Raw genomic sequence first — 25,408 nt, 5'->3', positions numbered from 1 at the left:
ACCCAAACGCGGCGTCACGGGATGCTGCATGATCCGACAGGCCGAAACACCCGATGACCCAGCCGACCGAGACCCTGACCGCCACGCCCCAAGGCATCGCCCGCGCGGCACGCCTGCTGCAAGACGGCGCGCTGGTCGCCCTGCCGACGGAGACGGTTTACGGCCTGGGCGCGGATGCCCGCAATGGCGAGGCTGTCGCGGGCATCTATGCCGCCAAGGGGCGACCCAGTTTCAACCCGCTGATCGTGCATCTGCCGGATATCGACACCGCCAAACGCTATGTCGACTGGACCGAGCAGGCCGACCGGCTGGCGCAGGCCTTCTGGCCCGGCGCGCTCACGCTGGTCCTGCCGCTGAAACCCGACAGCGGGCTGTCGTCGCTGGTCACGGCGGGGCTGCCGAGCCTTGCGGTGCGGGTGCCCGCCCACCCCGCCATGCGGCAGGTCTTGCAGGAACTCGGTGGGCCGGTCGCCGCGCCCTCGGCCAACCCGTCGGGCAAGATCAGCGCGACCACGGCGGATCATGTGCGGGCGGGCCTCGACGGTAAGATCGCAGCGGTGCTGGACGACGGTGCCTGCCCCGTTGGATTGGAAAGCACGATCATCGGCCTGACCGGCCCCCGCCCCGCCCTGCTGCGCGCAGGCGGCCTGCCGAGCGAGGCGATCGAGCCCGCACTTGGCCAGACGCTGGAGGTCGTAAATGGGGCCGAAATCATCGCGCCGGGGCAGCTCGCCTCGCACTACGCGCCCGGTGCGGCGGTGCGGCTGAATGCGCGGACGGCGGGACCGGGTGAAGTGCTTCTTGGGTTTGGCGAGATGATCTGCGATCTCAACCTCTCCCCCTCCGGCGATCTAACCGAGGCGGCGGCGAAACTGTTCGACCACCTGCACCAGTTGGACGCCACCGGTCAGACCATCGCCGTGGCCCCGATCCCCGATCACGGGCTGGGCCGTGCGATCAACGACCGATTGGCCCGCGCCGCCGCACCGCGTTAGGCGTGCCCGGCTGAGGCCGACAGCCCCAAGGGGTCGATTCCCAGCGTCTTGAGCGCCGCGCCCCATTTTTCGGGGTCCGGCAGGTCGAAGATCACCTCAGGCGAGGCTTCGCAGGTCAGCCATCCGTTCTGGGCAATCTCACCCTCCAACTGCCCCGGCCCCCAGCCTGCATAGCCCAGCATCAACTGCGCCTGCGCCGGGCCCTTGCCGGTGGCGATATCTTCGAGGATGTCGCGGGTGGTGGTCAGGGCGATGCCATCGCCCACGCGCAGCGTCTCAATGGCCGAGCGGTATTCGTCGGAATGCAGCACAAAGCCGCGCCCCGTCTCGACCGGTCCGCCGAAATGCACGGCCAGCGATTTGGCCTGCGGCGGTGTGTCTTCGACCAGTTGATCCAGCACATCCGACAGGCGCAGTTCCGGGGCGGGTTTGTTGACGATCAACCCCATCGCCCCCTGTTCGGAATGCGCGGAAAGATAGATCACCGAATGCGCGAAACGCGGATCGCCCATGCCCGGCATCGCGACCAGCAGCTTGCCCGTCAGTTCCATCGTCTGCCCCGTCAACGCCCACCTCCTGAAGGTAACCTTTCTTTGAACATGGCCGCTTGCGCCTCACAAAACAAGAGAGGCGCCCCACCGTCCGCCGCATCGGCGAAACATGGATGATGCAAATGTGACTTGGCAGGCGCGAAAGGATACCGCATCAAGTCCGCATGACCATATCGCGCTTCTTTTCCGCCCTTCTCTCCTGTCTCACCCTCGCCCTGCCCGCCGCGGCGCAGGATGCTGTCGGCACGCCCTTGCGGGGCGATCTGCTCACTGGCTGGCAACAGCCTGACGGGCGGCGGGTGGCGGCGATCCGGCTGCGCATGGCACCGGGTTGGAAGACCTATTGGCGCAGCCCCGGTGACGCGGGCATTCCGCCGGAGTTCGACTGGTCCGGCTCGGACAACCTGCGCGATGTGCAGATCACATGGCCCGCGCCCAAGGTCTTTGACCAAGGCGGGGTGAACTCCATCGGCTATGCCCGCGAGGTGATCCTGCCGCTGACCATCACCCCGCGCAGCCCCGGTGCGCCGGTGACATTAGACACCAGCATCGACCTTGGCGTCTGCAGCGACATCTGCCTGCCGCAGACCATCCACCTGCGCGCCCTGCTTGACACCCGCGACAGCAAGCCCACCCCGGCCATCGCCGCCGCCTTTGCCGCGCGGCCCTATTCCGGGGCCGAAGCTGGTCTGAAAAGCGCCCATTGTAGTCTGCGCCCCACCGCGCGTGGGCTGGAGATCGAAACCCGGCTGGCCCTGCCCTCAGCCGGGGGCAAGGAGACCGTGGTGATCGAACCCGGCAATCCCAACATGTGGATGAGCGAGACAGTGAGCCAGCGGTCGGGCAATACGCTTATCGCCAGCGGTGAGATGATCGCCGAGAATGGCACCGCGCTGGCGCTCGACCGTTCCGCCATTCGGATCACGGTGATCGGCAAGAACCACGCGGTGGAGGTCACGGGCTGCACCTCAAGCTAAACCCACGCACTACTTGCGGCGCTGATGCTCGTCCAGCCGCGGCATGATCTCAACGAAGTTGCAGGGCATGTGTCGGTAGTCCAACTGTTTCAGCAGAATGCCGTCCCACGCATCTTTACAGGCACCCGGACTGCCCGGCAGCGCGAACAGATACGTCCCCTGCGCTACGCCGCCCGTCGCGCGGCTTTGCACCGCGCTGGTGCCGATCTTCTCCATCGAGATCATGGTGAAAACCGTGCCGAAAGCGTCGATCTCTTTTTCATAGACATCGCGGTGCGCCTCGACCGTCACGTCGCGCCCGGTGAGGCCGGTGCCGCCGGTGCTGATCACCACGTCGATCTCAGGGGCCCCGCACCAGTCGCGGAGTTGCGCCGCGATGGCGGGGCGGTCGTCGGTCACGATCTCGCGCGCGGCCAGCACATGGCCCGCAGCCTCGATCCGTCCGACCAAAACGTCGCCCGAGCGGTCCTCGGCCAAGCTGCGGCTGTCCGAGACGGTCAGCACGGCGATTCTTACGGGGATGAACTCCCGGCTGTCGTCGATCCTGCTCATGTCCGCTCCATCATTGCCAAACGCGCGGCCAAAGCCACGAAAATACCGCTGCTGATCCAGCCGAGCAGCCGCCCACCGCCCGCCAGCCGCCGTCCGATCCCGGCGGCAAAGACCCCGACCGCGCCGTTGATGACGAAACCGCCCAGAGCCAGCACCGCACCAAAGGTCAGGAACTGCGCCAAGACCGGCCCGGCCTCGGGCACAACGAATTGCGGCAGGAAGGCCAGCACGAAAAGGATCACCTTGGGGTTCGTCAGATTGACGGCGAAACCGGTGTTGAAAGCGCGCCAACCGCCCATGCCGGGCGTCGTGTCACGCGGCTTTCCAGCCTGCCGCAGCGTTTGCACCGCAAGCCAGAGCAGATAGGCCACGCCGAGCCAGCGGATCATGTCCAGCGCCCAAGGCAGCGCCGCGACAACCGCGCCCAGCCCCAACCCGGCCAAGGCCACATGCACCAGCACGCCCGCCGAGATCCCCGCGCTCGCCGCCAATGCAGCCCGCGGGCCCGAGCGCAGCCCCTGCCCAAGGCAGAACATCATATCCGCCCCCGGCGTGAGGTTCAGCGCCAAGGCGGCGGGCACGAAAGCCAGAAGGGTCAGCGCATCAACCATCGCGCAGTTTGGCCTGAACGCTGAGCAGATCGGCCCAAGCCTCGCGCTTGGCCTCGGGATTGCGCAGCAGGTAGCCGGGATGCACCATCGGCATGCAAGAAAGATCAGCGGCCTTGGTCCAATTTCCGCGCAGGCGCATGATGCTGCGTTTTTCCAAAAGCGATTGGCAAGACCAATTGCCAAAGAGCACCAAAACCTTGGGTTTGGCCAATTCGATATGACGCTGCACAAAGGGGCGCATCATCGCGATCTCATCTGGCTTTGGGTCGCGCCCCTGCGGCGTGCGCCACGGCAGGATGTTCGACAGATAGACATTGCGGTCGCGCCCCATGTCGATCGCCGCCAGCATCCGATCGAGCATCTGACCCGCCCGCCCCACGAAGGGCTTGCCCGCGCGGTCTTCGTCCCGGTCGGGGGATTCGCCCAAGATCATCAGCGGCGCGCCGGGCACCCCATCGGCGAAAACCAGATTGCGCGCGCCCTTGTGCAGCTCGCAATGCTCGAACCCTTGGATCGCGGCGCGCAGTTCTTCCAATGTCTGCGCGGACTGCGCGGCGCGGCGGGCCAGTGCCACGGGGTCGGGCGTCTCTGCCGCTTGCAGGGGCTGCGGCCCCTTGGTCGCCTTGCCGCTGGCCTTGGGCGGGCTTGCGGGCACCTCATAGCGGTTGACCGGCGCGTCGCAAATCGCCTCGGTCGCCCCAAGCTCGACCTGCCACGCCAGCATCTCTGCCGCTTGATGATAATCGAATGATTCCATGACCCGCAGCTTACGCCCTGTGGGCGGGGGGCGAAATGCCCTATCGCTGCGCTTTACGCGCCAAGCCACCCGCGCCTATAAGGCGGCAACAGCAGAAGGGATCGCCACCATGTCATTCGCCCATCGCCACCTGCTTGGCATCGAGCAGCTCTCGCAATCCGACATTACCACCCTTCTGGACTTGGCCGACACCTATGCCGACCGGAACCGCCAGCCGAACAAACATTCCGACGCGCTGCGCGGGCTGACGCAGATCAACATGTTTTTCGAGAACTCCACCCGCACGCAGGCGAGTTTCGAGATCGCGGGCAAACGCCTTGGCGCGGATGTGATGAATATGGCGATGCAGGCCAGCTCGATCAAAAAGGGTGAGACGCTGATCGACACGGCGATGACGCTGAACGCCATGCACCCCGATCTGCTGGTGGTACGGCACCCCCAGTCCGGCGCGGTGGACCTGCTGGCCCAAAAGGTGAATTGCGCCGTGCTGAACGCAGGCGACGGGCGGCACGAACACCCCACGCAGGCGCTGCTGGACGCGCTGACGATCCGCCGCGCCAAGGGGCGGCTGCACCGGCTCAGCATCGCCATCTGCGGCGACATCGCGCATAGCCGTGTGGCGCGGTCGAACATCCTCTTGCTGGGCAAGATGGAAAACCGCATCCGCCTTGTCGGCCCGCCGACCCTGATGCCGAGCCAGATCGACCAGTTCGGCGTCGAGGTCTTCGACGACATGAAAAAGGGTCTCGAAGGCGTCGACGTGGTGATGATGCTGCGGCTTCAGAAAGAGCGGATGGACGGCGGCTTTATCCCGTCGGAGCGCGAGTATTATCACCGCTACGGGTTGGACGCTGAAAAGCTCGCCCATGCCAGCCCCGATGCCATCGTCATGCACCCCGGCCCGATGAACCGCGGGGTGGAGATTGACGGCACCTTGGCCGACGACATCAACCGTTCCGTCATTCAGGATCAGGTCGAGATGGGCGTCGCCGTGCGCATGGCCGCGATGGACCTGCTGGCGCGCAACCACATCGCCGCCCAACCCGGCGCGGCCTGACCGGAACCCCGACGGGCCAAGCGGCGTTTTCCTGAGAACAGTCAAAGGAAGCCGTCATGCCCCATACAGAAGTCGCCCCGCAAGAAGCTGGCAAGGTCCGCGTCTATGCCCTCTCCCTCTCGGATGCCGAAGCGCGGGCGATGCGCGATGATGAGACCGCTCAGTCCGCGGCTCTCGGGGTCGAGCGGATCGACGCGGCCTATACAGAGGTCTTCCGGGTGGCCGACCTCGATCAACTGGGGCTTGCGGGCTATCTGCGCGACGGCAATGGCGTGAACCCCGACCAGATTGAGACGGACCGCAGCAAGCTTGCCGCGCTCGACGGTTGGGTAATGATCGTCTACTCCCGCGCCTTCGCCGGGCAGTCGCTGCAACTGGCTCCGATCCCGGCGCTGACCCATATCGGCACCTATACCGAAGGCGGCCCTGACACATCGGTGCAGGCGATGGAGGCCGAAGCCGCCCAGCCCTACACCGGCATCCCCCGCGTCGCCCCGTCCGAGCCCGCCAAGGGGGGCGGCGGCAAGACCATGGTGATCGTCGCCGTGGCCGTACTGATCCTACTGATCATCTGGTGGCTGCTGGCCTAAGCGCGAAAACCGCTGGCACCCTTGGGGCTGGCGGGCTACATCTGGCCCATGCAAGAACCTGAACACGATCCGAAAATGTCCGGCCGTATCGCCATGGTCGCCCTTTTGGTGGCCTTTGGCGTGGTCGGGCTGATGATTTGGATTGGCGGCTAGCGGCGCGTGCGCCACGCCCGCGCCCAAAAGACCGCTTGGTTTGGGGGGCAATTTGGGGCATGACAGCGGCGCATCCGCTATCGCACCAAAGGCCCGCCCATGACCCAGTTCTTCACCAATCTGCGCCTTCTCGACCCTCAGGCTGGCACGCTTGAGCCTGCTGCGGTTCTGGTCCGCAACGGGGTGATTGCCGAGGTGCTGGCCGATGGGGCCACAGCGCTCGAGGGCGCGGAACTGGTCGATTGCGGCGGTCATATCCTCGCCCCCGGTATCGTCGACATCGGCGTCAAAGTTTGCGAACCGGGCGAGCGGCACAAGGAAAGCTACCGCTCTGCGGGCCTTGCCGCGGCGGCGGGCGGGGTAACCACCATGGTCACGCGCCCCGACACCGATCCGGCAATCGACAGCCCCGAGACGCTCGAATTCGTCACCCGCCGCGCCAATGAGGCGGCACCGGTGAACGTCGTGCCCATGGCCGCGCTGACCAAGGGCCGCGAAGGGCGCGAGATGACCGAGATCGGTTTCCTGATGGACGCAGGTGCCGCGGCCTTCACCGATTGCGGCCGCGTGGTGACGGATACCAAGGTCTTCTCCCGCGCGCTGACATATGCCCGCAGCCTCGGCGCGCTGGTCATCGCCCACCCACAGGATCCGGGGCTGAGCAAGGGGGCGACCGTCACCTCTGGCAAATTCGCCTCATTGCGCGGCTTGCCTGCCGTCTCACCCATGGCCGAGCGGATGGGGCTGGACCGTGACATTGCCCTCATTGAGATGACCGGCGCGCGCTACCACGCGGATCAGATCACCACCGCCCGCGCCCTGCCCGCGCTGGAACGCGCCAAGCGCAACGGGCTCGACATCACCGCCGGTGTCGGCATCCACCACCTGACGCTGAACGCGCTCGACGTGGCCGACTACCGCACCTTCTTCAAGGTGAAACCCCCGCTGCGCGATGAGGAAGACCGCCTTGCCGTGGTCGAAGCCGTGGCCAGCGGCCTGATCGACATCATCTGCTCCATGCACACCCCGCAGGACGAAGAGAGCAAACGCCTGCCCTTCGAGGAGGCCGCCAGCGGCGCAGTGGGGCTAGAGACGCTGCTGCCCGCCGCGATGCGTCTGGTCCATGCCGAGATGATGGACCTGCCCACGCTCTGGCGTGCGCTGTCGCTGAACCCGGCCAAACGCCTCGGCCTGCCCGGCGGGCGGATTGCCGTGGGGGCGCCTGCGGATATGGTGCTGTTCAACCCCGACGCGCCCTTCGTGCTGGACCGCGCGACGCTGCGATCGAAATCCCGCAACACGCCCTTTGACGGGATGCGGATGCAGGGTAAGGTCGTGGCAACTTATGTAGCAGGTTCCTGCGTTTACGAGGCGAATTGATGCCCCCACTCGAGACTTCCGTCGAATTGATCCTTTTCTGGGCGCTGGCAGGCTATGTCATCGGCTCTATCGCCTTTGGCATGTTGCTGGCACGGGTGATGGGGCTGGGCAACCTGCGCAGCATCGGATCGGGCAACATCGGGGCAACCAACGTGCTGCGCACCGGCAACAAAAAAGCGGCGGCGCTGACGCTGGTGCTGGACGGGGCCAAAGGGGCCGTGGCCGTTTTGCTGGCCCGTGCCTTTGCGGGCGAAGATGCGGCGCAGGCGGCGGCGCTTGGTGCGATGATCGGCCACTGCTACCCGGTCTGGCTGGGCTTTCGCGGTGGCAAGGGTGTGGCGACTTTTCTGGGGCTCATGCTCGCGCTGGCATGGCCGGTTGGGCTGGCTTGCTGCGCGGTCTGGCTGATTACGGCGGCAGTCTCGCGCATCTCGTCGCTTTCCGCACTGGCGGCGGCGGCAAGCTCGACCTTTTTGCTGGTGTTTCTCGGCTACGGGGAAATGCTGCTCTTGGGCATCGCCCTGACGCTGCTGATCTTTTGGCGGCACCGCGACAACATCCGCCGGATTCGTGCAGGTACGGAATCGCGGATCGGCCAGAAAGGCTGACACCGCCCGAGGGCGGCATCATCCTCTTTCCCGTTCAGTAGGAATATTCCGCGTAGATACGGCTCAGATCGCCGTTCCATGGGCCGTGGTAATCCGCCAACAGATCGTCGGCGGGCACGCGGCCCGTCTCGATACTGTCGCGCAGGGCGTTGAGGAAATGCGTCTCATCCGGCACCAGCCCACCGGCGCCGGGACGGGCGCGGGCTTTCAGCCCCGCCTCTGACAGGGCCACGGCCTCCCGCGCCAGATCATGCATCTTGAGCCCGCCCACCTCGGCCTGAAGGCCGTGGGTAGAGGCGGCGATGCGCAATTCTTCCCGTGTCTCGGCATCCCAGCCTTTGACCAAATCCCATGCCCCATCCAAGGCGCTTTGGTCATACATCAACCCCACCCAGAAGGCCGGCAGGGCACAAAGCCGCCGCCACGGACCGCCATCGGCGCCGCGCATCTCGATAAACTTCTTGACCCGCGCCTCGGGGAAGAGCGTGGTCAGGTGGTCGGCCCAATCGCTCAGCGTCGGCTTCTCGCCGGGCAGCGCGGGCAACTCGCCTTTCAGGAAATCGCGGAAGGACTGGCCAAGCGCGTCGATATATTTGCCGTCGCGGTAGACGAAATACATCGGCACATCGAGCGCGTATTGCACCCAAGCCTCGAAGCCAAAGCTCTCGTCAAAGACGAAGGGGATCATGCCGGTGCGCGCATCGTCCAGATTGCGCCAGACCAGCCCGCGGGTCGACTTCACACCATTGGGCTTGCCGTCAAGGAAAGGCGAATTGGCGAAGAGCGCATTGGCGATGGGCTGCATCGCCACGGCGACGCGCATCTTCTGCACCATGTCGGCTTCACTCGCGAAGTCGAGGTTGACCTGAACGGTGCAGGTGCGGCGCATCATTGTGGTGCCCATGGTGCCGACCTTCTGCATATAGCCGTCCATCAACTTGTAACGGCCCTTGGGCATCAGATCCATCTGCTCATGCGACCATTCGGGCGCGGCCCCCAGACCGATGAAACCGACGCCGATCTCATCGGCCACGTCTTTCACCTCGCGCAGGTGGGTGTTCACCTCGTCGCAGGTCTCGTGAATGGTCTCGACAGGGGCGCCCGAGAGTTCCAACTGGCCGCCCGGCTCAAGGCTGATGTTGGCCCCGTCTTTCTCAAGCCCGATCAGCTTGCCACCCTCTTCGACAGGGGACCAATTGTGGCGGTCGCGCAGCCCTTCCAGCATCACCCGGATCGAGCGTTCCCCCTCATAGGGGAGCGGTTTGAGAGTGTCCTTGCAATAGCCGAACTTCTCATGCTCGGTGCCGATGCGCCACTGCTCGCGCGGCTTGCAGCCGTCCGCCAGATACTGCGCCATCTGGTCGTGATGTTCGATCGGGCCGCCGCCGGATTGAGGAATGGACATATGCGAGGGCTCCGTTTTGAAGGATCGTCTTGGGTGTCTTCTAAGTTGTCGACGTGGCGTCGCGTCTAGCAGGGATGGGCGGATTTGCCGGGGCTGTCAATGCAGCAAGACATGCGCCGGGCGCAGCGGCGCGCGCTCCCAGATCACAACGGCGTCATGGCGGGTCTTGCGTAGCTCAAAGAGCATCCTCTCGGTGCGCAGGCCCGGCAGGGCGGCGAAAGCATCAAACAGCGCCTCGGAGCCTGCGGCGTTCACCGGGATCAACAGGGGCGTCTCATCGTCGCGCGGCTCAAGCCGCCAATGGGCCGGAAACATCTGCCGGTCAAGGCTCAGCCGCTGCAATTCGCGCAGCGCCACCGTCCCACCCGTCAGCGGGCCGAAATAGGTGATCTGCCCCTCGACAACCTGCACCGCGCCCGCGCCATCGCCCTGCCCGCGAAAACGCGCGCGTTGCACGCCAAGCCAGATCAGCGCGGCACCGCCCGCCAGCGCCGCATAGCCCGGCACCGCCAGCAGGAACCCCGGCCCCGCCACGAGCCAGAGGCCAAGGCCCATCAGCCCGCCGCCGACAATCGCTTCGCGCCAGCGCCAAAGCTGGTCGCGGGCGCCTTGGCGCAGGAAACTCATCGGGCCACCCTTTGCATCACCAATCTCCCAAAGCCTGCTGCCACATGGTCATCGCCGCCACGGCCGCCGTATCGGCCCGCAGGATGCGCGGGCCGAGCGTGACCGCATGGGCGTGATCGAAACTGTGCAGCCGTTTGCGCTCGCCCTCGGAAAAGCCGCCTTCGGGACCGATCAGGATGGCCCATGGCCCCTGCGCGCCTGTGGGCAGCGCACCGCTTTCCCCGGCCAAAGCCTCATCGCAGAACATGATCTGACGGCTGCTGTCCCACTGGTCCAGCAGCCGCCCCAGCTTCTCAGCCTCGGCCACTTCCGGCACATAGGTGCCGCCGCATTGCTCTGCCGCCTCAACCGCATGGGCCTGTAGGCGCGGCCGCTGCACGCGGCCTGCATTGGTAAATTCGGTCATCACCGGCACGATGCGCGAGGCCCCCATCTCAGCCGCTTTCTCGACAATGAAATCGGTGCGGGTCTTTTTGATCGGGGCAAAGAGCAGCCATAGATCCGGCGGCATTTGCAAAGGCCGGGTCTGTTCGACACAGGTCAGCACCCCGCCGCGTTTGCCCGCCTCGGCGACCTCGGCCAGCCATTCGCCATCGCGCCCGTTGAACAAAAGCACCCCGGCCCCGACCGTGAGCCGCATCACCCCAAAGAGGTAATGCGCCTGCTCGCGCGCCAAAGGAACCGTTTGCCCCTGCCCCAAGGGCTGATCTACATACAATCTGATTTTCGCGTTCATAGGGCCAGATATATGCACAACCAGCCGCCTTCGCCAGATGCTACGCCCGATGCGCCTGTTGCCGATGCGGTGGCCGACAATTGGGTCGACCGTCACGCCCCGGCGGGGCTGCGCCCCTACCTGCGGCTGAGCCGCGCGGATCGGCCCATTGGCACATGGCTGTTGCTACTTCCCTGCTGGTGGGGGCTGGGCCTTGCGATCCTCTTCGACCAGTCGCCGCGGTGGGAGGATCTGTGGATCTTCGCAGGCTGCGGCATCGGTGCTTTCCTGATGCGCGGTGCGGGTTGCACATGGAACGACATCACCGACCGGCATATCGACGGCAAGGTCGCCCGCACCCGGCTGCGGCCCATCCCCTCGGGCGCGGTATCAGTGAAACAGGCGCTGGCATGGATGGTGGGGCAGATGCTGCTGGCGCTGCTGATCCTGTTGTCCTTCAACCAAGCGGCCATCGCCATGGGCGTGCTGGCGCTTTTGCCGGTGGCGGTCTACCCCTTTGCCAAACGCTTCACTTGGTGGCCGCAGGTCTTTCTGGGCCTCGCCTTCAACTGGGGCGCCATGCTGGCTTGGACGGCCCATGCGGGCACGCTGCATGCGCCTGCCGTGGTGCTCTACTTCGCGGGCATCGCTTGGACGCTGTTCTATGACACGATCTATGCCCATCAGGATGCCGAGGATGACGCGCTGATCGGCGTGAAATCCACCGCACGGCTCTTTGGTGAGAATTCCGGCAAATGGCTGCGGCGCTTCCTGATGGCCACGGTGGGGCTGATGGGGATTGCCGTGATCTATGCCGGGCTGCCCCAAGCCTCGGTGCTGGCGCTGGCGCTGGCCCTTGGCGGGCCTTGGGCGATGGGATGGCATATGGCGTGGCAGCTGCGCGGCTTGGATACCAAGGACAACGCCAAGCTCTTGCAGCTCTTCCGGGCCAACCGCGATACCGGCATGATCCCGCTGTTGTTTTTCGCGGCAAGCTTGCTGGCCTGATTGCACCCCCGGCAGGACGCGCGTATCAAGTCGCAAGCTTAACAATCAGAAGTCCGCCCATGCGCCTCTCCGCCATTTTCACGATCGCCCTGACCTTTGCAGCCGCAGCGGTGGTCTCTCTGGTGGCGGCGAGCTTTTCGGTGCAACTGATCGAAGACACCTCGGAAATCGGCGTGCGTGACGCGCTGGACGCGCAGGGCATGACATGGGCCGAAGTGCAGGCCGATGGCTTGCAGGTCACCCTCGCCGGGATTGCGCCGACCGAGGCCGTGCGCTTTCGCGCCCTGTCGACCGCAGGCACCGTGGTCGACGCCGCCCGCGTCATCGACGAAATGGAGGTCGAGGCCCAATCCGGCATCGCCCCGCCGCGTTTCTCTGCCGAGGTGCTGCGCAATGACGCGGGCATCTCGATCATCGGCCTGATCCCCACCAGCACCGACCGCGAGGCGGTGATCGACGCCTTTGGCGACATGGCGGGCGACGCCTCGGTCACCGACCTTTTGGAATCCGCAGATTATCCCGCCCCCGAAGGCTGGGAAGACGCGCTGAGCTTTGCCGTGCAGGCGATGGCCGACCTGCCCCGGGCTAAAGCCTCGGTTGATGCGGGGCGCGTGACCATCACCGCCATCGCCGACAGCGCCGCCGCCAAGGCGCAGATGGAACGTAAACTGCAACGCGCCGCCCCGCCCAGCCTGCGGCTGCGGCTGGATATCGCGGCGCCGCGCCCGGTGATCACGCCCTTCACCCTGCGGTTTGAGATCGACGCGGAAGGCGCGCGTTTCGATGCCTGCTCTGCCGATACCGAAGCCGCCGCCGACCGTATCTTGAAAGCGGGCATCACCGCCGGGGCGCCTGAGAGCGCCGATTGCACCATCGGTCTGGGCGTGCCCAGCCCGAACTGGGGCCGCGCCGTGGCGCTGACCATCGACGCGCTGCGCCGCCTGGGCCAAGGCAGCATCTCTTTTGCCGATGCGGATATCACCCTGCTGGCCGCGCCGGGCACCGAGTCCACCACATTCGACCGCGTCGTGGGGGAGTTGGAAAACGCCCTTCCGGATGTTTTCGCCCTGACCGCGAAACTGCCCAAAGTCGAAGACCCCGACGCAGGCCCGCCCGAGTTCACCGCGACCCTCTCGCCCGAGGGGCAGGTGCAACTGCGTGGGCGGCTCTCGACCGAGGGGCTGCGCGATCTGGCCGACAGCTACGCGAAATCGCATTTCGGCTCGGCCAACGTCTATACCGCCGCGCGGCTGGACGAGACCCTGCCGGGCGATTGGGCCACCCGCGTTCTGACCGGGCTTGAGGCCATGGCCTCCCTCGCCAATGGCTCTGTCAAAGTCACCCCGGACCGGCTTGAGGTGATGGGTAACACCGGCAACAAAGACGCCAATACCACCGTCGCCTCGCTCTTGGCCGATAAGCTGGGCGAAGGGGCGGATTACAGCATCGACATCACCTATCAAGAAAAGCTCGACCCCATCGCGGGTCTGCCGACACCCCAAGAATGCGAAGCCGAAATTCGCGAAATCCTGAAGATCGGCAAGATCACCTTTGAGCCGGGCAGCGCCACGATCGACGCCTCCGCGCTCGGGACGATGGACGATATCGCCGAGGTGCTGAAAAACTGCGGCGACATCCGGCTGGAGATTCAGGGCTACACCGACAGTCAGGGCCGCGAATCGATGAACCTGTCACTCTCGCAAAGCCGCGCGGAATCGGTTTTGAACGAATTACGCGCGCGCCGGGTGCTGACCTCCTCCTTCGTGGCCAAAGGCTATGGCGAGGAAAACCCCATCGCAGACAACAAGACCGAAGAGGGTCGCGAAGCCAACCGCCGCATCGAATTCCGCCTGATCCAGCCCGAGGCCGAGACCCCCGAGGACGAAACAGCGCTGGAATCTGCTGAAGAAACGGGCGATACCACGGCAGAAGAGATCGGGGAATCCGACGAAACCGAAGAAGGCAGCGGTGATGAGCAGAACTGAGTTTGTCCTGGCAACAGCCATCATTCTTTTCGTGGCCTTCTGCATGGGATGGTTCGCCAATTGGCTGCTGAACCGCTTTACCCGCGTGGCCGCCGATGATGTGGCCCAGCTGGACCGGATGAGCCAAGAGCTGCATGAGGCCGAGGAAACCCGCGATCAGGCGATCACCTATCTGCAACAGCGCGAGGCCGAGTTGACCAACCAACTGGCCCAGACCGAGGCCGAGCTGCGCGCCGCGATGGACGGGCTGCGCGACGCCCGCCATGAGGCCGAGGAAATGCGCGCCTATATCGAACGTCAGAAAGCCTAACCCCAGACCTTCGGAGCCCTGCCATGGCCAAACTCGCCCACTCCATGATCCGTGTCTTTGATGAGGCGGCATCGGTGAAATTCTACGAAGACGTGTTCGGTCTGAAAATCGCGGACCGTCTGGATTTCGACAGTTTCACCCTGATTTACCTGCGCGACGCCACGGGCGCCTTCGAGCTGGAATTGACCCTCAACAAGGACCGCGAGACCCCTTACGATCTGGGCGACGGCTATGGCCATCTGGCATTCGTGGTCGACGACCTTGAAGCGGCGCGCGAGACCGCGATCAAAGCCGGTGCCACCCCGCGCGAGATCGTTGATTTCCGCCCCGCCGGAGAGACCGTAGCGAAGTTCTTTTTCGTGGCAGACCCCGATGGCTACCAGATCGAAGTCATCGAAAAAGGCGGGCGCTTCGCCTGAGCCCAAGGCTCACCAACGCGCCAACGCGGCCTCGTCTTCGTCTTTCGCGGCGACCCAAGTGTCCCCCTCTGCCGTGATCTCGCGCTTCCAAAAGGGCGCGCGGGATTTGAGGTAATCCATCAGGAAATCCGCCGCCTCGAACGCATGGCGGCGGTGCCGCGCGGCTGTGGCGACCATCATGATCTGCTCCCCGGGCACCAGACGCCCGTAACGGTGGATCACCAGCGCATCCTGCAAATCGAACCGCGCCATCGCTTGCTGCGCGATCTCGCGCAGGGCCTTTTCGGTCATCCCGGGGTAATGCTCGATTTCCATCGCGCTCAACGTGCCCGCATCATTGTCGCGCACCACGCCGGTAAAGGTCACGATCGCGCCGCTGCTCCCCTCGCCCTTGGCAAAGCGCGCGGCTTCCTCACCCAGATCAAAGGGCGCTTCCTGCACCAAGACGCGCATCGCTCAGCCCCCGGTCATTGGGGGGAAGAAGGCCACCTCGCGCGCGCCTTGCAGTGGGGCGTCGAAATCGGTCAGTTCCTGATCCACGGCGACCCGCAGCGCGGAAAGGTCGGAAAAGGCCACTTCGTAGCGCTCCTCCCGGCCCCGCAATTCTTCGACCAATTCGGCCACCGTGGCGGCTTGGCTCTCGACCCGTTCGCGGGGCAGGCCGATGCGCTCGCGGACCCATGCGAAATACAAAACATCCATTAGCGTGGCTCCTTCAGATGCGGCAGCGCCTTGCGCAGATAGTCAAAGCCGGTGATGGCGGTCAGCACGGCGGCGACCCACAAGAGCGCCAGCCCCAGCAGCCCGGCCCATTCCATCCCGGCGAGTTTCCAGCCCAGCCCGAGATGATCTTCGACCTCGCCATCAAGGATCGCTTCGATCATCTGCTGGTCCATCCCGAAAACGCTCATCCCGAGGTAATGTTCGAACACGCCTTGCGAAAACAGCACGGCGATGGCGATCATCTGCAATGTCGTCTTCCACTTGGCCAGTTGAGTCACCTTCAACGTGCCGGCGACATCGCCCAAATACTCCCGCAGGCCCGAGACAAAGACCTCGCGAAACAAGATCAGCGTGGCGGGCAACACCAACCACGGCGACCAGCTTGAGAAGGCGACGATCACCATCAGCGCGATCACCACCATCGCCTTGTCGGCAATCGGGTCGAGCATGGCGCCGAGTTTGGTTTCCTGCGCCCAAGCGCGGGCAAGGTAGCCATCAAACCAATCCGTCACCGCCGCCCCGACAAAGAGCAGCAGGGCGAACCAATCGGCATAGGGGCGCGTAAAATAGAGAAACATGACCGCCACACCGGGGGCCGCGACCAGCCTGAGCAGTGTCAGGATATTGGGCAAATTCCATTTCATGACGTTATCCTATCTTGCGCCGTTCGTGGCTGAAAGGACGAAACCGCCCCGCCTGCGGGCCGTCGCCACCACGGGGCCGCCCCCCTAGCCTTTTTCATGGAAATAGCCGTAGATCGTCTCAGCCAGCGCATCCGATACGCCCTCGACCGCTTTGAGATCGCTGAGGTTCGCGCGGCTTACCGCCTTGGCCGAACCGAAATGCGCCAGCAGCGCACGCTTGCGCGCAGCGCCGACGCCCGGCACATCGTCGAGCGGTGTGGCGCTGACCCCCTTGGCCCGTTTGGCACGGTGGGTGCCGATGGCGAAACGGTGCGCCTCATCCCGCAGGCGCTGCACGAAATAAAGCACCGGATCGTTGTGGCGCAGCGCCATGGGGCGCTTGCCGACGCGGTGGAACTCTTCCTTGCCCGCGTCGCGGTCGATGCCCTTGGCGACGCCCACCATGGGAATATCCTCGACCCCATGCTGCGCCATGATAGAGGCCACGGCGCTCACCTGCCCCGCGCCGCCGTCGATCAGCAGCAGATCGGGCCAAAGGCCGCGGCTGCGGTCCGGGTCTTCTTTGATAAGCCGTTTGAACCGGCGGTGCAGCACCTCTTTCATCATGCCGAAGTCATCGCCCGGGGTCAGGTCATCGCCGCGGATGTTGAACTTGCGGTACTGGTTTTTCATCATGCCTTCCGGCCCCGCCACGATCATCGCGCCGACGGCATTGGCGCCTTGGATATGCGAGTTGTCGTAAACCTCGATCCGCTGCGGCGGCTTGGGCAGGTCGAAGGCATCGGCCAGCCCCTGCAACAGCTTGGTCTGCGTGGCCGTCTCAGCCATCTTGCGGGCGAGGCTTTCGCGCGCATTGCGCAGGGCTCCGTCGACCAGTTCGGCCTTCTCACCCCGTTTCGGCACCAGCAGTTCGACCTTACGGCCCAGTTTGCCGCTCAGCGCCTCGGCCATCAGATCTGGGTTCTCGATCTCATTGCTGAGGATCAACTGCCGCGGCGGCTCGCGGGTGTCGTAGAACTGGCCGATGAAGGCCTCCAGCACCTCGGCGGCGTCGATCTCGCTCCCGATCCGGGGGTAATAGTCGTGGTTGCCCCAGTTCTGGTTGGCGCGGATAAAGAAGACCTGCACGCAGGCCTGACCGCTTTCCATATGCAGCGCGATAATGTCGGCCTCGTTCACCCCCTGCGGATTAATGCCTTGGGCGGTCTGAACCTGCGTCAGCGCCTTGATCCGGTCGCGCAGGGCGGCGGCGCGTTCGAACTCCATCGCCTCTGACGCCTCTTCCATGTCCCGCGCCAAACGGCCCTGAATATCCGTCGATTTGCCACTTAGAAACCGCTCGGCATCGCGCACGGTCTCGCGGTAATCCTCGGCCGAGATTTTGCCGACGCAGGGGGCGGAGCAGCGCTTAATCTGATGCTGCAAACAGGGCCGCGTGCGGCTGTCGAACATCGCGTTGGAACAGTCCCGCAGCAGGAACACCCGTTGCAGTTGGTTCAGCGTCCGGTTCACCGCGCCCGCGCTGGCGAAGGGGCCATAATAGCTGCCCTTCTCCTTTTTCGCGCCGCGGTGTTTCTTGATCTGAGGGTAGTCGTGATCGGCGGTGACAAGGATATTGGGAAAGCTCTTGTCGTCGCGCAGCAGCACGTTGAACTTGGGCTTGAGCTGCTTGATCAGGTTCTGTTCGAGCAGCAGCGCCTCGGTCTCGGTCTTGGTGGTCAGGAACATCATCGAAGCGGTATTGGCGATCATTCGCGAGATACGCGCCGAATGCCCCGTGGGCCGCGCGTAGGACGACACCCGCGCCCGCAGGTTCCGCGCCTTGCCGACATAGAGCACGCGGCTTTCCGAATCGAGCATCCGATAGACGCCCGGCGAGGAATCGAGCGACTTCAGATAGGCTTGAATCACCTTGCGGCCTTGCGGCGGAGGGCTGTCGTTGGGCGTGGTCATCTCAGGCGCTGATTCTCGTGCTTCGCTGCAATAGGACGGCAATGGGGGCAAGCTTTAACATGTCCACCAAACATGTGGATAACTCTGCCGATAACTTCTGGGCATCTTGGATTTCTCTTTGTTTTTAACATGGTTCGCTGATTTGCCTAATTTTTAGGCGCGCCCATAATATCCTGATTTCGTTCATTCTTTTGTTTACCATGAAACAAGCCTCTGAAAACAAAAGGGTTTCGGTAACACTTTGGTTACATAGGTTAAGGACGTGCAAAACTTCCCGCATGCGCGTCAGTCTCGGGGGCTTTTAGGGCTTGTTTCCCATTGCAAATGCTCTCCGCCATCGGTGCAGATAAGCTGCCCCGTGACCCCCGGCGAATCGATGAAATACCCCAGTGCCGCCGTGATATCCTCGGGGTTCGCGCCGCGGCCCAGAACTGTGCCGCGGCGCTGCGCGGAAAAGTCATCGGAGTCTTGATGCGGGCCTTGCAGGGTCGGGCCGGGCCCGATGCCATTCACGCGGATCGCGGGGGCCAGCGCCTGCGCGGTGGTGCGCGTCATCGCCCATAGGCCCATCTTGGCGATCGTATAGGTGGTGAATTCCGGCGTCAGGTTGCGCACCCGCTGATCCAGCATGTTGACGATCAAACCACTGGCACGCGGCTCTTCCGCGGCGTCGGTCTTGGGCCTCAGCCCCTGCCCCGCCATCGCCTGCGTCAAGACGAAGGGCGCGCGCAGGTTGCTGCCCATATGGCGATCCCAACTTTCGCGCGTGGCGCTGGCGATATCGTCCTGCTCAAAAATCGAGGCGTTGTTCACAAGGCAGGTGATCGGCCCACCGAGCGCATCCGCCGCGCGGGGCAGAAGCGCCGCGGCTGCGCTGTCGTCGAGAAGGTCGGCTTGCAGAGCCACAGCACTACGGCCCATGGCCGCAATCTCGGCGACGGTCGCCTCAGCCCCGGCACGCGAGGTGGCAAAATGCACCGCCACATCAAAGCCGCGCTGCCCGAGGTAGAGCGCCATGGCACGGCCCAGACGTTGCCCGGCTCCGGTCACCAATGCCCGCCGCATCTGCTGCCCTCCTCAGATCAGGATGATAAACAAATAAAGCCCGTAAAGCGCGCTCAGCACCACGCCCCAAAGCCGGGTGATATCCCGCCCCAGATAGACAAAGGGGACCAGCAAGAGCGACGCGCCCAACATCACCCAAAGGTCGATCCGCAAGAAGGCTTCGTCGACCGAGATCGGACCGACAAGGCTCGCAATGCCGATGATCGCCAGCAGGTTGAACATGTTGGAGCCGATCACATTGCCAAGCGCCACATCCGCCTGACGGCGCAGCGCCGCCATCACCGTGGTCGCAAGCTCAGGCAGCGACGTACCCACGGCCACCAGCGTCAGGCCGATCACCGTATCACTGACCCCATAGGTCTGGGCGATGATCGTGGCGTTATCCACCAAAAGGCTCGCCCCCAAGGGCAGGCCGATCAGCCCGAGGATCAGGAACATCGCGATCTGCCAACCCGCCATATCGGGGTCTGCGCCTTCGGGCTCTTCCTCATCCTCTGCCGCGCCGCTGCGGCAGGCGTGGCGGTGGTCCTTGGCATCGCGGAAAGCGTCGAAAAGCATATAGGCCAGACCGGCGAGCAGGATCAGCCCGGCGATCCAGTCAAAGACGCCGCGGAAGGCCAGCGCGATGAACAAGAGCGAGGCCGCGATCATCTGGTTATAGGTCTTGCGGGTGCTGCATTCCGAGGTGTGCATCGTCGCCAAAAGCGCCGGAATGCCCAGCACCATCAGGATATTGGCCGTATTCGACCCCACGACATTACCAAGCGCCAGCCCCGGCACCCCGTCCAAAATCGCCTTGACCGAGATCAGCAACTCCGGCGCCGAAGTGCCAAAGGCCACGATGGTCAGGCTGACGATCAACGCAGGCACCCCAAGGCGCAGCGACAGGTTCACCGCCCCCTTCACCAGCGCATCCCCCGCAAACAGCAGGATCACGAGGCCAAGCCCCGAAAGTAGCCATGGCATCAGCATCAACGCCCTCCCTTACAGGCACAATCGCCTTTGCCAATGCGGTAACGTCCGCAGTCACGGCATTTAGACCGGGTCAGGCGCTTGCCCCCCAGCCAATGCATTTTTCCAAACCAAGCCAATAGGCCCATGGCCACCAGAAACAGCAGGACGATCTTGAAAACCATGGGCTAGAGTCCAAACCGCGCGAAGGCCGCGCGTTCCTCTATGCCCTGCACCGCGTCCTGCATCATCTGAACGCCAAAACGCGACAACAGCCCGCGTTTCACGCCATAGCGGCGCAGCCTGACCTTGTCGCCAAAGCGCTCTTTCAGCAGTGGTTTCAAATGGCCGATCCCGTCGATCAGCCCCAGTTCGGCGGCGCGTTTCGCCAGCCAAATTTCTCCGGTGAAGAGGTCTTGCCCCTCGGGCAGCTTGCCCGCCCGGCGGGTCTTCACATGGTCGATGAAGTTCTCATGGATGTCTTCAAGCAGCACCTTCAGCCGGGCGACATCTTCGGGGTTTTCCGGGCGGAACGGGTCGAGCATGGATTTGCTCTGCCCTGCCGTATAGACCCGCCGCTCGACCCCATGATCGCGGATGAACTCATGCACCCCGAAGGAGGCCGAGATCACCCCGATGGAGCCGACGACCGAGCTTGGGTCCGCGTAGATCTCATCCGCTGCCGCCGCCAGCCAATAGCCGCCCGAAGCGGCCACATCCTCGACGAAGGCGATGACGGGAATGTTCTTTTCCTCGGACAGCCGCCGGATGCGCGCGCCGATCAACGACGATTGCACCGGGCTGCCACCGGGGGAGTTGATTTCCAAGGCGACAGCGGCGGGCTTGCCCTTGGCAAAAGCCTTTTCGATGACCGGACCCATGGTGGCATCGTTCAACACCGCGCGGCCCTGCGCGCTGATCATGCCGGAAAGCCGGATTACGGAAACGCTGGGCGGGGCTTTCAGGAAGGGCAGCCGAATTCTCATGCCCTCCATGTAGAACGCCCACCCCGCGCAAACAAGGCGGACGCCCAAGTTTCGTAGGCTCAGGCCCGCAGACGCCAGCCGGTGCGGAAAATCCACCAGATCACGCCGAGGCAAAGCGCCGTAAACAGCGCGATGGCGGCAAGGCTGGTGATGATCGGCACATCCGCCGCGCCGAAAAACGCCCAGCGAAAGCCCGAGATCAGATAGACCACCGGGTTAAAATGCGAGATCACCTGCCAGACCGGCGGCAGCATCGAGATCGAGTAGAAAGACCCGCCAAGGAAGACCAACGGCGTGACGATCAAGAGCGGCACCAGTTGCAACTGCTCAAAATTCCCCGCCCAGATGCCGATGATAAAGCCCATCAGCGCGAAGCTGATGCAAGTCAGGATCAGGAAGGCCACCATGGCGATGGGGTGCTGGATCGTGATGTCGACAAAGAAGAAGGCCGTGATCAGGATGATCGTGCCGATAAAGAGCGCCTTGGTCGCCGCCGCGCCGACATAGCCGATGACGATCTCGAAGAAATTGATCGGGGCCGAGAGCAGCTCGTAAACCGTGCCGATGAACTTCGGGAAATAGATCCCGAAAGAGGCGTTGGAGATCGACTGCGTGATGACGCTGAGCATGATCAGCCCCGGCACGATGAAGGCGCCGTAGCTCACGCCCTCGACCTCATCGATGCGGCTGCCGATGGCGGCGCCGAAAACCACGAAGTAAAGCGAGGTCGAGAGTACCGGGGAGATGATGCTCTGCGTGATGGTGCGAAAGAAACGCGCCATTTCAAAAGCGTAGATGGCTTTGATCGCGGTCCAGTTCATGCCGCATCCTCCTTGAGCAGGTCGACAAAGATATCTTCCAAACTGCTTTGCCGTGTCGCCACGTCTTGCAGCACCAGACCGCTTTCCGCGACCTTGGAGAGCAGTTTGGTGATGCCGGTCCGCTCGGCATTGGTGTCATAGGTGTAGATCAGCGATTGCCCATCGGCGGACAATTCCACGTCCGGCGATTGCAGCGCCAGCGGCACTTCGGTGATCGGCTCGGTCAGTTGGACTTCGAGTTGCTTCTTGCCCATCCGCGACATCAGCGCGTGTTTCTCTTCGACCAGCAGCAATTCGCCCTTGGCGATGACGCCAATCCGGTCGGCGATGGCCTCGGCCTCTTCGATATAATGGGTGGTCAGGATGATCGTCACGCCCGAGGCTTTCAGCCCCGCCACGATCTCCCACATGTCTTTGCGCAGTTCCACATCGACGCCCGCGGTCGGCTCGTCGAGGAACAGCACCTTGGGGTCATGCGCCAGCGCCTTGGCGATCAGCACGCGGCGTTTCATCCCGCCCGACAACTCGCGGATCTGGCTGTCTTTCTTGTCCCAGAGCGAGAGTTGCCGCAGGATTTTCTCCAACACCGCCTCATCCGCCGGACGGCCAAACAGCCCGCGCGAGAAGCGCACGGTGTTCAGCACCCGCTCGAAGGGCTCCAGATTGATCTCCTGCGGGACCAGCCCGATCATCGACCGGGCCGCGCGGAAATCATCCCGAATGTCATGGCCGCCGACGGTCACCTTGCCGCTGGTCGCGGTGGTGATGCCACAGATGGTCGAAATGAGCGTCGTCTTCCCCGCCCCGTTCGAGCCCAGAAGCGCGAGAATCTCGCCCTTCTCGATCTGCAAGTTGACCCCTTTGAGCGCCTCGAAACCGCCCGCGTAGGATTTACGCAGGTTTTGAATATCCACGATTGTCGGCATGGTCGTCTCCGCTTTGGTAAGGCGCGCAACCTAACCAGCTTTGCACCGGCTGAACAGATGCCTTCAGGTCTTAGCGCGGCCGAACCAGCCCTTTTTGGCAGGCTCGTCTTCATCGGTGGCCGGCGCCTCTGCGCCCTCCTCTGCCGGACCTTCGAGCGAGGATTGCAGGTTGTCGAAGAACTGATCCGCCATTTTCTTGGCGAAACCGTCGATGATCCGGCTGCCAAGCTGCGCCAGCTTGCCGCCGACCTTGGCCTCGACATCATAACTCAGCTCGGTCCCGCCGTCCTTTTCGGCCAGCCGCACCTCGGCCCCGCCTTTGGCAAAACCGGCGGCACCGCCCTTGCCCTCGCCGGTGATGGTCAGCGCTTCGTTCGGCACCAGATCAGAGAGCGTGACATGGCCCTTGAACGTCGCTTTCACCGGGCCGACCTTTTGCACCACCGTCGCGTCATAACCCTCTTTGACCGAGCCTGAGACGTCTTGCGCGCCGGGCACGCAGGTTTGCAGCATCTCCGGGTCCAGCAATGCCGCGTAAACCTCGGCGGGGGTGGCGGCGATCTGGCGGGTGTCGGACATCTGCATGGCTGGCTCTCCCTTTGGCGTATCGCAACAGTCTAGCGGGGAATTCTGCGCAAACCAATGTCAAAGCGCTGGACCTTACGCGCCGGGCTGATAGGTCTTTGCCATGACAAGTAACTCCCATAACCGCGCCGGACTGGCGATCGGGCTGATCCTTCTCGGCGTCGCCGCGATTTCGGTCAATGACATGCTGATCAAACGTCTGTCGGGCGGCTATCCGCTGCATCAGATCGTCTTCACCCGCTCGGCCATCGGGATTCTGCTGGGGTTGGTGCTGGTCAAGCTGGAAGGCGGGTTTCAACTACTCAAGACGCGGCAGCCGGGGCTGCATCTGCTGCGCGGGCTGCTCATCGTGATCTCGAACATGTCGTTCTTTCTGGCGCTATCGGTTTTGCCGCTGGCCGAAGCGACAGCGCTGTTCTTTGCCGCACCGCTTTTCATCACGGTGCTGTCGATCCCGCTGTTGGGTGAAAAGGTCGGCCCGCTGCGCCTTGGCGCGGTGATTGTAGGCTTCATCGGCGTTGTCATCATGATGCGCCCTTGGGCCAGTACCGCGACGCTCGAAACCTCCCGCTGGGTTCTGCTGCTGCCGGTACTGGCGGCGCTGACCTATGCGCTGAACCAGTTGATGACCCGCAAGCTGGGCGTGAACTCCAAAGCCTCGGCGCTGATGGTTTATATTCAGGCCGCCTTCGTCGCCGTGTCGCTGGGGTTCTTCGTCATCGCAGGCGATGGGCGGTTCGTGGATGAGGGCAGCAACGCCTCGCTCCAGTTTCTGCTGCGCGCGTGGATTTGGCCTGCACGGGAGGATTACCTCACCTTCCTCGGCATCGGGCTGAACATCGCGCTGATCGGCTATTGCCTCAGCCAAGCCTACCGGCTGGGGGATGCCGCCACCGTGGCCCCGTTCGAATATATCGGCCTGCCGCTGGCGGTGTTCTGGGGTTTCGTGATCTTCGGCGACCTGCCGGTCTGGGAGGTCTGGGTCGGGATCGCGCTGATCCTTGCCTCGGGTCTGTTCGTCTACCTGCGCGAGCGCCAGAAGGCGCTGCGCGTGACCCGTTTGCAGGGCGGGCGGCGGGCTTAAGCCGCCACCTTGACCACCACTTTGCCGGTCGCCTTGCGGTCGCGCAGCAGGGCCAGCGCCTCATTGGCCTGTTCCAGCGGCATCACGTTGCTGACATGGGGTTTCAGCTTGCCCGCCACATACCATTTGATCAGCTCGGCGAAACTGTCGGTCAGGACCGAAGGTTTGATCTTGGCATAGCCGCCCCAGTAAAAGCCCAAGACGGTGAGGTTTTTCACCAGCAGGATATTGGCCGGGATCTGCGGCACCTCGCCGCTGGCAAAGCCCAAGGGGATCAGCCGCGCTTCGGGGTTGCAGGCGCGCATGGCGGCTTTGAACTGATCGCCGCCCACCGGGTCATAGACCACATCGGCCCCGCCCAATTCTTTGACGATGGCGCGGATGTCGTCGGTCTCGGAATTAATCAGATGATCGGCACCCGCCTCTTTGCAAACGGCGAGCTTATCTTCACCGCGCGCCACGGCGATCACCTCGGCCCCCATCAGCTTGCCCAGTTCCACCGCCGTCAGCCCGATGCCGCCCGATGCGCCCAAGACCAGCAGCCGCTCGCCCGGCTGCAACCGCGCCTTATAGTCCAGCGCCACATGGCTGGTGCCATAGGCGATCAGAAAGGCCGCCGCGTCGACCGCTGTCATCTCTTCGGGGATCGGCACGCAGACTGCCGCCGGAATGGCGGCATATTCGGCCAGACCGTCAAAGCCGGTATAGGCCGCCACGCGCTGGCCGACCTTCAGGTGATCCACCCCCGCGCCCAGAGCGGTGATCGTGCCCGCCATCTCCATCCCCAGCGTGAAGGGCAACGGCGGTTTTTCCTGATAGGTGCCTTTGATGATCAACAGATCGCCAAAGTTCAGCCCGCAGGTCTCGACCTGAACCAGCACCTCGCCTTGCCCCGGCATGGGCATCTCAAGCTCTTGCAGGGTAAGCGGTTCGTCATAGGCGGTGACTTGCATGGCGCGCATCGGGCTGT

29 protein-coding genes are annotated in these 25,408 nt (G+C 63.9%); 11 read left to right on the top strand and 18 right to left on the bottom strand.

Features of this window, described 5'->3' with window-relative positions; all coding sequences use genetic code 11:
• Positions 1-53: 53 nt before the first annotated feature.
• Entirely contained in the window at positions 54-995 is a 942-nt protein-coding gene (locus tag ACGYK9_RS10290) for an L-threonylcarbamoyladenylate synthase (protein ID WP_394410541.1), read from the top strand.
• On the opposite strand, the gene ACGYK9_RS10285 is transcribed toward ACGYK9_RS10290, so the two are convergent.
• Complete coding sequence (locus tag ACGYK9_RS10285; RefSeq protein WP_067265595.1) at positions 992-1,546, bottom strand: YqgE/AlgH family protein; 555 nt, start codon at positions 1,544-1,546, stop codon at positions 992-994. The two genes, ACGYK9_RS10290 and ACGYK9_RS10285, sit on opposite strands and share 4 nt — an antisense overlap.
• 164 nt (positions 1,547-1,710) lie before the next feature.
• Here ACGYK9_RS10285 and ACGYK9_RS10280 point away from each other — a divergent pair, with 164 nt between their 5' ends.
• A complete protein-coding gene (locus tag ACGYK9_RS10280) occupies positions 1,711-2,523 on the top strand; it encodes a protein-disulfide reductase DsbD domain-containing protein (protein WP_394410544.1) in 813 nt (270 codons plus the stop codon).
• A 9-nt stretch (positions 2,524-2,532) separates the two neighbouring features.
• Here ACGYK9_RS10280 and moaB read toward each other — a convergent pair whose 3' ends face one another.
• Genes moaB through ACGYK9_RS10265 form a run of 3 tightly spaced genes read right to left on the bottom strand, consistent with a single transcriptional unit; the run spans position 2,533 to position 4,443 of the window.
• Entirely contained in the window at positions 2,533-3,075 is a 543-nt protein-coding gene (gene moaB / locus ACGYK9_RS10275; RefSeq protein WP_394410547.1) for a molybdenum cofactor biosynthesis protein B, read from the bottom strand.
• On the bottom strand, positions 3,072-3,686 hold the full coding sequence (locus tag ACGYK9_RS10270) for a LysE family translocator (protein ID WP_067265585.1): 615 nt from the start codon (positions 3,684-3,686) through the stop codon (positions 3,072-3,074). Before ACGYK9_RS10270 ends, moaB begins: the two co-directional genes overlap by 4 nt.
• A complete protein-coding gene (locus tag ACGYK9_RS10265; protein WP_394410549.1) occupies positions 3,679-4,443 on the bottom strand; it encodes a uracil-DNA glycosylase family protein in 765 nt (254 codons plus the stop codon). The genes ACGYK9_RS10270 and ACGYK9_RS10265 overlap by 8 nt, the downstream gene beginning before the upstream one ends.
• 109 nt (positions 4,444-4,552) lie before the next feature.
• Here ACGYK9_RS10265 and ACGYK9_RS10260 point away from each other — a divergent pair, with 109 nt between their 5' ends.
• The 4 genes from ACGYK9_RS10260 to plsY all read left to right on the top strand — a co-directional run bounded on the left by ACGYK9_RS10260 (position 4,553) and on the right by plsY (position 8,231).
• Positions 4,553-5,500 carry an aspartate carbamoyltransferase catalytic subunit gene (locus tag ACGYK9_RS10260; protein ID WP_067265620.1) on the top strand — a complete coding sequence of 316 codons (948 nt, stop codon included), beginning with the start codon at positions 4,553-4,555 and terminating at the stop codon, positions 5,498-5,500.
• 56 nt (positions 5,501-5,556) lie between these two features.
• Positions 5,557-6,090, top strand: a complete 534-nt coding sequence (locus tag ACGYK9_RS10255; protein WP_394410552.1) for a hypothetical protein — start codon at positions 5,557-5,559, stop codon at positions 6,088-6,090.
• 252 nt (positions 6,091-6,342) lie between these two features.
• Positions 6,343-7,623 carry a dihydroorotase gene (gene pyrC / locus ACGYK9_RS10250; protein WP_394410555.1) on the top strand — a complete coding sequence of 427 codons (1,281 nt, stop codon included), beginning with the start codon at positions 6,343-6,345 and terminating at the stop codon, positions 7,621-7,623.
• Positions 7,623-8,231 carry a glycerol-3-phosphate 1-O-acyltransferase PlsY gene (gene plsY / locus ACGYK9_RS10245; protein WP_394410558.1) on the top strand — a complete coding sequence of 203 codons (609 nt, stop codon included), beginning with the start codon at positions 7,623-7,625 and terminating at the stop codon, positions 8,229-8,231. The genes pyrC and plsY overlap by 1 nt, the downstream gene beginning before the upstream one ends.
• Positions 8,232-8,265: 34 nt before the next feature.
• Here the strand turns inward: plsY and ACGYK9_RS10240 are convergent, their stop codons facing one another.
• From ACGYK9_RS10240 to ACGYK9_RS10230, 3 genes are all read right to left on the bottom strand, one after another.
• On the bottom strand, positions 8,266-9,636 hold the full coding sequence (locus tag ACGYK9_RS10240; protein ID WP_394410561.1) for a glutamate--cysteine ligase: 1,371 nt from the start codon (positions 9,634-9,636) through the stop codon (positions 8,266-8,268).
• Between the two features lie 96 nt (positions 9,637-9,732).
• Complete coding sequence (locus tag ACGYK9_RS10235; RefSeq protein ID WP_067265571.1) at positions 9,733-10,263, bottom strand: hypothetical protein; 531 nt, start codon at positions 10,261-10,263, stop codon at positions 9,733-9,735.
• Between the two features lie 16 nt (positions 10,264-10,279).
• Complete coding sequence (locus tag ACGYK9_RS10230; RefSeq protein WP_394410564.1) at positions 10,280-10,999, bottom strand: 16S rRNA (uracil(1498)-N(3))-methyltransferase; 720 nt, start codon at positions 10,997-10,999, stop codon at positions 10,280-10,282.
• Positions 11,000-11,011: 12 nt separating this feature from the next.
• On the opposite strand from ACGYK9_RS10230, the gene ubiA reads away from it, so the two are divergent.
• From ubiA to ACGYK9_RS10210, 4 genes are read left to right on the top strand one after another with little or no spacing between them, the layout of a single operon-like run.
• Positions 11,012-11,986 (top strand): 4-hydroxybenzoate octaprenyltransferase, encoded by a 975-nt coding sequence (gene ubiA / locus ACGYK9_RS10225; RefSeq protein ID WP_394410567.1) that lies wholly within the window; start codon positions 11,012-11,014, stop codon positions 11,984-11,986.
• 59 nt (positions 11,987-12,045) lie between these two features.
• On the top strand, positions 12,046-13,971 hold the full coding sequence (locus tag ACGYK9_RS10220) for an OmpA family protein (protein WP_394410570.1): 1,926 nt from the start codon (positions 12,046-12,048) through the stop codon (positions 13,969-13,971).
• Complete coding sequence (locus ACGYK9_RS10215; RefSeq protein ID WP_007118939.1) at positions 13,958-14,281, top strand: hypothetical protein; 324 nt, start codon at positions 13,958-13,960, stop codon at positions 14,279-14,281. Before ACGYK9_RS10220 ends, ACGYK9_RS10215 begins: the two co-directional genes overlap by 14 nt.
• A gap of 23 nt (positions 14,282-14,304) precedes the next feature.
• Complete coding sequence (locus ACGYK9_RS10210; RefSeq protein WP_394410573.1) at positions 14,305-14,700, top strand: VOC family protein; 396 nt, start codon at positions 14,305-14,307, stop codon at positions 14,698-14,700.
• A 9-nt stretch (positions 14,701-14,709) separates the two neighbouring features.
• On the opposite strand, the gene ACGYK9_RS10205 is transcribed toward ACGYK9_RS10210, so the two are convergent.
• From ACGYK9_RS10205 to ACGYK9_RS10160, 10 genes are all read right to left on the bottom strand, one after another.
• Positions 14,710-15,153 (bottom strand): molybdenum cofactor biosynthesis protein MoaE, encoded by a 444-nt coding sequence (locus ACGYK9_RS10205; RefSeq protein WP_394410576.1) that lies wholly within the window; start codon positions 15,151-15,153, stop codon positions 14,710-14,712.
• A gap of 3 nt (positions 15,154-15,156) precedes the next feature.
• Positions 15,157-15,402, bottom strand: coding sequence for a molybdopterin converting factor subunit 1 (gene moaD / locus ACGYK9_RS10200; protein WP_209218317.1), 246 nt, complete (start codon positions 15,400-15,402; stop codon positions 15,157-15,159).
• Positions 15,402-16,067 carry a CDP-diacylglycerol--glycerol-3-phosphate 3-phosphatidyltransferase gene (gene pgsA / locus ACGYK9_RS10195; protein WP_067265553.1) on the bottom strand — a complete coding sequence of 222 codons (666 nt, stop codon included), beginning with the start codon at positions 16,065-16,067 and terminating at the stop codon, positions 15,402-15,404. The genes moaD and pgsA overlap by 1 nt, the downstream gene beginning before the upstream one ends.
• Before the next feature lie 84 nt (positions 16,068-16,151).
• On the bottom strand, positions 16,152-18,020 hold the full coding sequence (gene uvrC, locus ACGYK9_RS10190; protein ID WP_394410579.1) for an excinuclease ABC subunit UvrC: 1,869 nt from the start codon (positions 18,018-18,020) through the stop codon (positions 16,152-16,154).
• A 285-nt stretch (positions 18,021-18,305) separates the two neighbouring features.
• Positions 18,306-19,085 carry an SDR family oxidoreductase gene (locus ACGYK9_RS10185; RefSeq protein ID WP_394410582.1) on the bottom strand — a complete coding sequence of 260 codons (780 nt, stop codon included), beginning with the start codon at positions 19,083-19,085 and terminating at the stop codon, positions 18,306-18,308.
• Positions 19,086-19,097: 12 nt separating this feature from the next.
• Positions 19,098-20,057 carry a calcium/sodium antiporter gene (locus tag ACGYK9_RS10180; protein ID WP_394410585.1) on the bottom strand — a complete coding sequence of 320 codons (960 nt, stop codon included), beginning with the start codon at positions 20,055-20,057 and terminating at the stop codon, positions 19,098-19,100.
• Between the two features lie 167 nt (positions 20,058-20,224).
• Positions 20,225-21,022, bottom strand: coding sequence for a S49 family peptidase (locus ACGYK9_RS10175; RefSeq protein WP_394410588.1), 798 nt, complete (start codon positions 21,020-21,022; stop codon positions 20,225-20,227).
• Between the two features lie 59 nt (positions 21,023-21,081).
• Positions 21,082-21,843: an ABC transporter permease gene (locus tag ACGYK9_RS10170; RefSeq protein ID WP_067265544.1), complete on the bottom strand. Its 762-nt coding sequence runs from the start codon at positions 21,841-21,843 to the stop codon at positions 21,082-21,084.
• Positions 21,840-22,769: an ABC transporter ATP-binding protein gene (locus ACGYK9_RS10165; protein ID WP_394410591.1), complete on the bottom strand. Its 930-nt coding sequence runs from the start codon at positions 22,767-22,769 to the stop codon at positions 21,840-21,842. The genes ACGYK9_RS10170 and ACGYK9_RS10165 overlap by 4 nt, the downstream gene beginning before the upstream one ends.
• 63 nt (positions 22,770-22,832) lie before the next feature.
• The gene (locus ACGYK9_RS10160) at positions 22,833-23,354 is read right to left on the bottom strand and encodes a CoxG family protein (RefSeq protein WP_394410594.1); all 522 of its coding nucleotides are present in this window, start codon (positions 23,352-23,354) and stop codon (positions 22,833-22,835) included.
• Between the two features lie 103 nt (positions 23,355-23,457).
• On the opposite strand from ACGYK9_RS10160, the gene ACGYK9_RS10155 reads away from it, so the two are divergent.
• The gene (locus tag ACGYK9_RS10155; protein ID WP_394410597.1) at positions 23,458-24,438 is read left to right on the top strand and encodes a DMT family transporter; all 981 of its coding nucleotides are present in this window, start codon (positions 23,458-23,460) and stop codon (positions 24,436-24,438) included.
• On the opposite strand, the gene ACGYK9_RS10150 is transcribed toward ACGYK9_RS10155, so the two are convergent.
• Positions 24,435-25,400 carry an NADPH:quinone oxidoreductase family protein gene (locus ACGYK9_RS10150; RefSeq protein ID WP_394410600.1) on the bottom strand — a complete coding sequence of 322 codons (966 nt, stop codon included), beginning with the start codon at positions 25,398-25,400 and terminating at the stop codon, positions 24,435-24,437. The two genes, ACGYK9_RS10155 and ACGYK9_RS10150, sit on opposite strands and share 4 nt — an antisense overlap.
• Between the last annotated feature and the right edge of the window lie 8 nt (positions 25,401-25,408).

Source organism: Sulfitobacter sp. 1A15258 (assembly GCF_043557045.1).
GTDB lineage: Bacteria > Pseudomonadota > Alphaproteobacteria > Rhodobacterales > Rhodobacteraceae > Sulfitobacter > Sulfitobacter faviae.
This window is presented reverse-complemented; position numbering and strand designations above follow the sequence as displayed.

Bases quoted from the DNA above. Each gene is read 5' to 3' on its own strand.
- ACGYK9_RS10260 (WP_067265620.1), top strand. From the start codon at position 4,553: ATGTCATTCGCCCATCGCCACCTGCTTGGCATCGAGCAGCTCTCGCAA.
- pgsA (WP_067265553.1), bottom strand. From the start codon at position 16,067: ATGAAATGGAATTTGCCCAATATCCTGACACTGCTCAGGCTGGTCGCG.
- ACGYK9_RS10240 (WP_394410561.1), bottom strand. From the start codon at position 9,636: ATGTCCATTCCTCAATCCGGCGGCGGCCCGATCGAACATCACGACCAG.
- ACGYK9_RS10280 (WP_394410544.1), top strand. From the start codon at position 1,711: ATGACCATATCGCGCTTCTTTTCCGCCCTTCTCTCCTGTCTCACCCTC.
- ACGYK9_RS10165 (WP_394410591.1), bottom strand. From the start codon at position 22,769: ATGCCGACAATCGTGGATATTCAAAACCTGCGTAAATCCTACGCGGGC.
- ACGYK9_RS10205 (WP_394410576.1), bottom strand. From the start codon at position 15,153: ATGCGCGTCTTGGTGCAGGAAGCGCCCTTTGATCTGGGTGAGGAAGCC.
- ACGYK9_RS10185 (WP_394410582.1), bottom strand. From the start codon at position 19,085: ATGCGGCGGGCATTGGTGACCGGAGCCGGGCAACGTCTGGGCCGTGCC.
- ACGYK9_RS10270 (WP_067265585.1), bottom strand. From the start codon at position 3,686: ATGGTTGATGCGCTGACCCTTCTGGCTTTCGTGCCCGCCGCCTTGGCG.
- ACGYK9_RS10150 (WP_394410600.1), bottom strand. From the start codon at position 25,400: ATGCGCGCCATGCAAGTCACCGCCTATGACGAACCGCTTACCCTGCAA.
- ACGYK9_RS10210 (WP_394410573.1), top strand. From the start codon at position 14,305: ATGGCCAAACTCGCCCACTCCATGATCCGTGTCTTTGATGAGGCGGCA.
- ACGYK9_RS10235 (WP_067265571.1), bottom strand. From the start codon at position 10,263: ATGAGTTTCCTGCGCCAAGGCGCCCGCGACCAGCTTTGGCGCTGGCGC.
- ACGYK9_RS10220 (WP_394410570.1), top strand. From the start codon at position 12,046: ATGCGCCTCTCCGCCATTTTCACGATCGCCCTGACCTTTGCAGCCGCA.
- moaD (WP_209218317.1), bottom strand. From the start codon at position 15,402: ATGGATGTTTTGTATTTCGCATGGGTCCGCGAGCGCATCGGCCTGCCC.
- pyrC (WP_394410555.1), top strand. From the start codon at position 6,343: ATGACCCAGTTCTTCACCAATCTGCGCCTTCTCGACCCTCAGGCTGGC.
- ACGYK9_RS10265 (WP_394410549.1), bottom strand. From the start codon at position 4,443: ATGGAATCATTCGATTATCATCAAGCGGCAGAGATGCTGGCGTGGCAG.
- ACGYK9_RS10290 (WP_394410541.1), top strand. From the start codon at position 54: ATGACCCAGCCGACCGAGACCCTGACCGCCACGCCCCAAGGCATCGCC.
- ACGYK9_RS10255 (WP_394410552.1), top strand. From the start codon at position 5,557: ATGCCCCATACAGAAGTCGCCCCGCAAGAAGCTGGCAAGGTCCGCGTC.
- ACGYK9_RS10155 (WP_394410597.1), top strand. From the start codon at position 23,458: ATGACAAGTAACTCCCATAACCGCGCCGGACTGGCGATCGGGCTGATC.
- ACGYK9_RS10175 (WP_394410588.1), bottom strand. From the start codon at position 21,022: ATGAGAATTCGGCTGCCCTTCCTGAAAGCCCCGCCCAGCGTTTCCGTA.
- ACGYK9_RS10180 (WP_394410585.1), bottom strand. From the start codon at position 20,057: ATGCTGATGCCATGGCTACTTTCGGGGCTTGGCCTCGTGATCCTGCTG.
- uvrC (WP_394410579.1), bottom strand. From the start codon at position 18,020: ATGACCACGCCCAACGACAGCCCTCCGCCGCAAGGCCGCAAGGTGATT.
- ACGYK9_RS10285 (WP_067265595.1), bottom strand. From the start codon at position 1,546: ATGGAACTGACGGGCAAGCTGCTGGTCGCGATGCCGGGCATGGGCGAT.
- moaB (WP_394410547.1), bottom strand. From the start codon at position 3,075: ATGAGCAGGATCGACGACAGCCGGGAGTTCATCCCCGTAAGAATCGCC.
- ACGYK9_RS10160 (WP_394410594.1), bottom strand. From the start codon at position 23,354: ATGCAGATGTCCGACACCCGCCAGATCGCCGCCACCCCCGCCGAGGTT.
- ACGYK9_RS10170 (WP_067265544.1), bottom strand. From the start codon at position 21,843: ATGAACTGGACCGCGATCAAAGCCATCTACGCTTTTGAAATGGCGCGT.
- plsY (WP_394410558.1), top strand. From the start codon at position 7,623: ATGCCCCCACTCGAGACTTCCGTCGAATTGATCCTTTTCTGGGCGCTG.
- ubiA (WP_394410567.1), top strand. From the start codon at position 11,012: ATGCACAACCAGCCGCCTTCGCCAGATGCTACGCCCGATGCGCCTGTT.
- ACGYK9_RS10230 (WP_394410564.1), bottom strand. From the start codon at position 10,999: ATGAACGCGAAAATCAGATTGTATGTAGATCAGCCCTTGGGGCAGGGG.
- ACGYK9_RS10215 (WP_007118939.1), top strand. From the start codon at position 13,958: ATGAGCAGAACTGAGTTTGTCCTGGCAACAGCCATCATTCTTTTCGTG.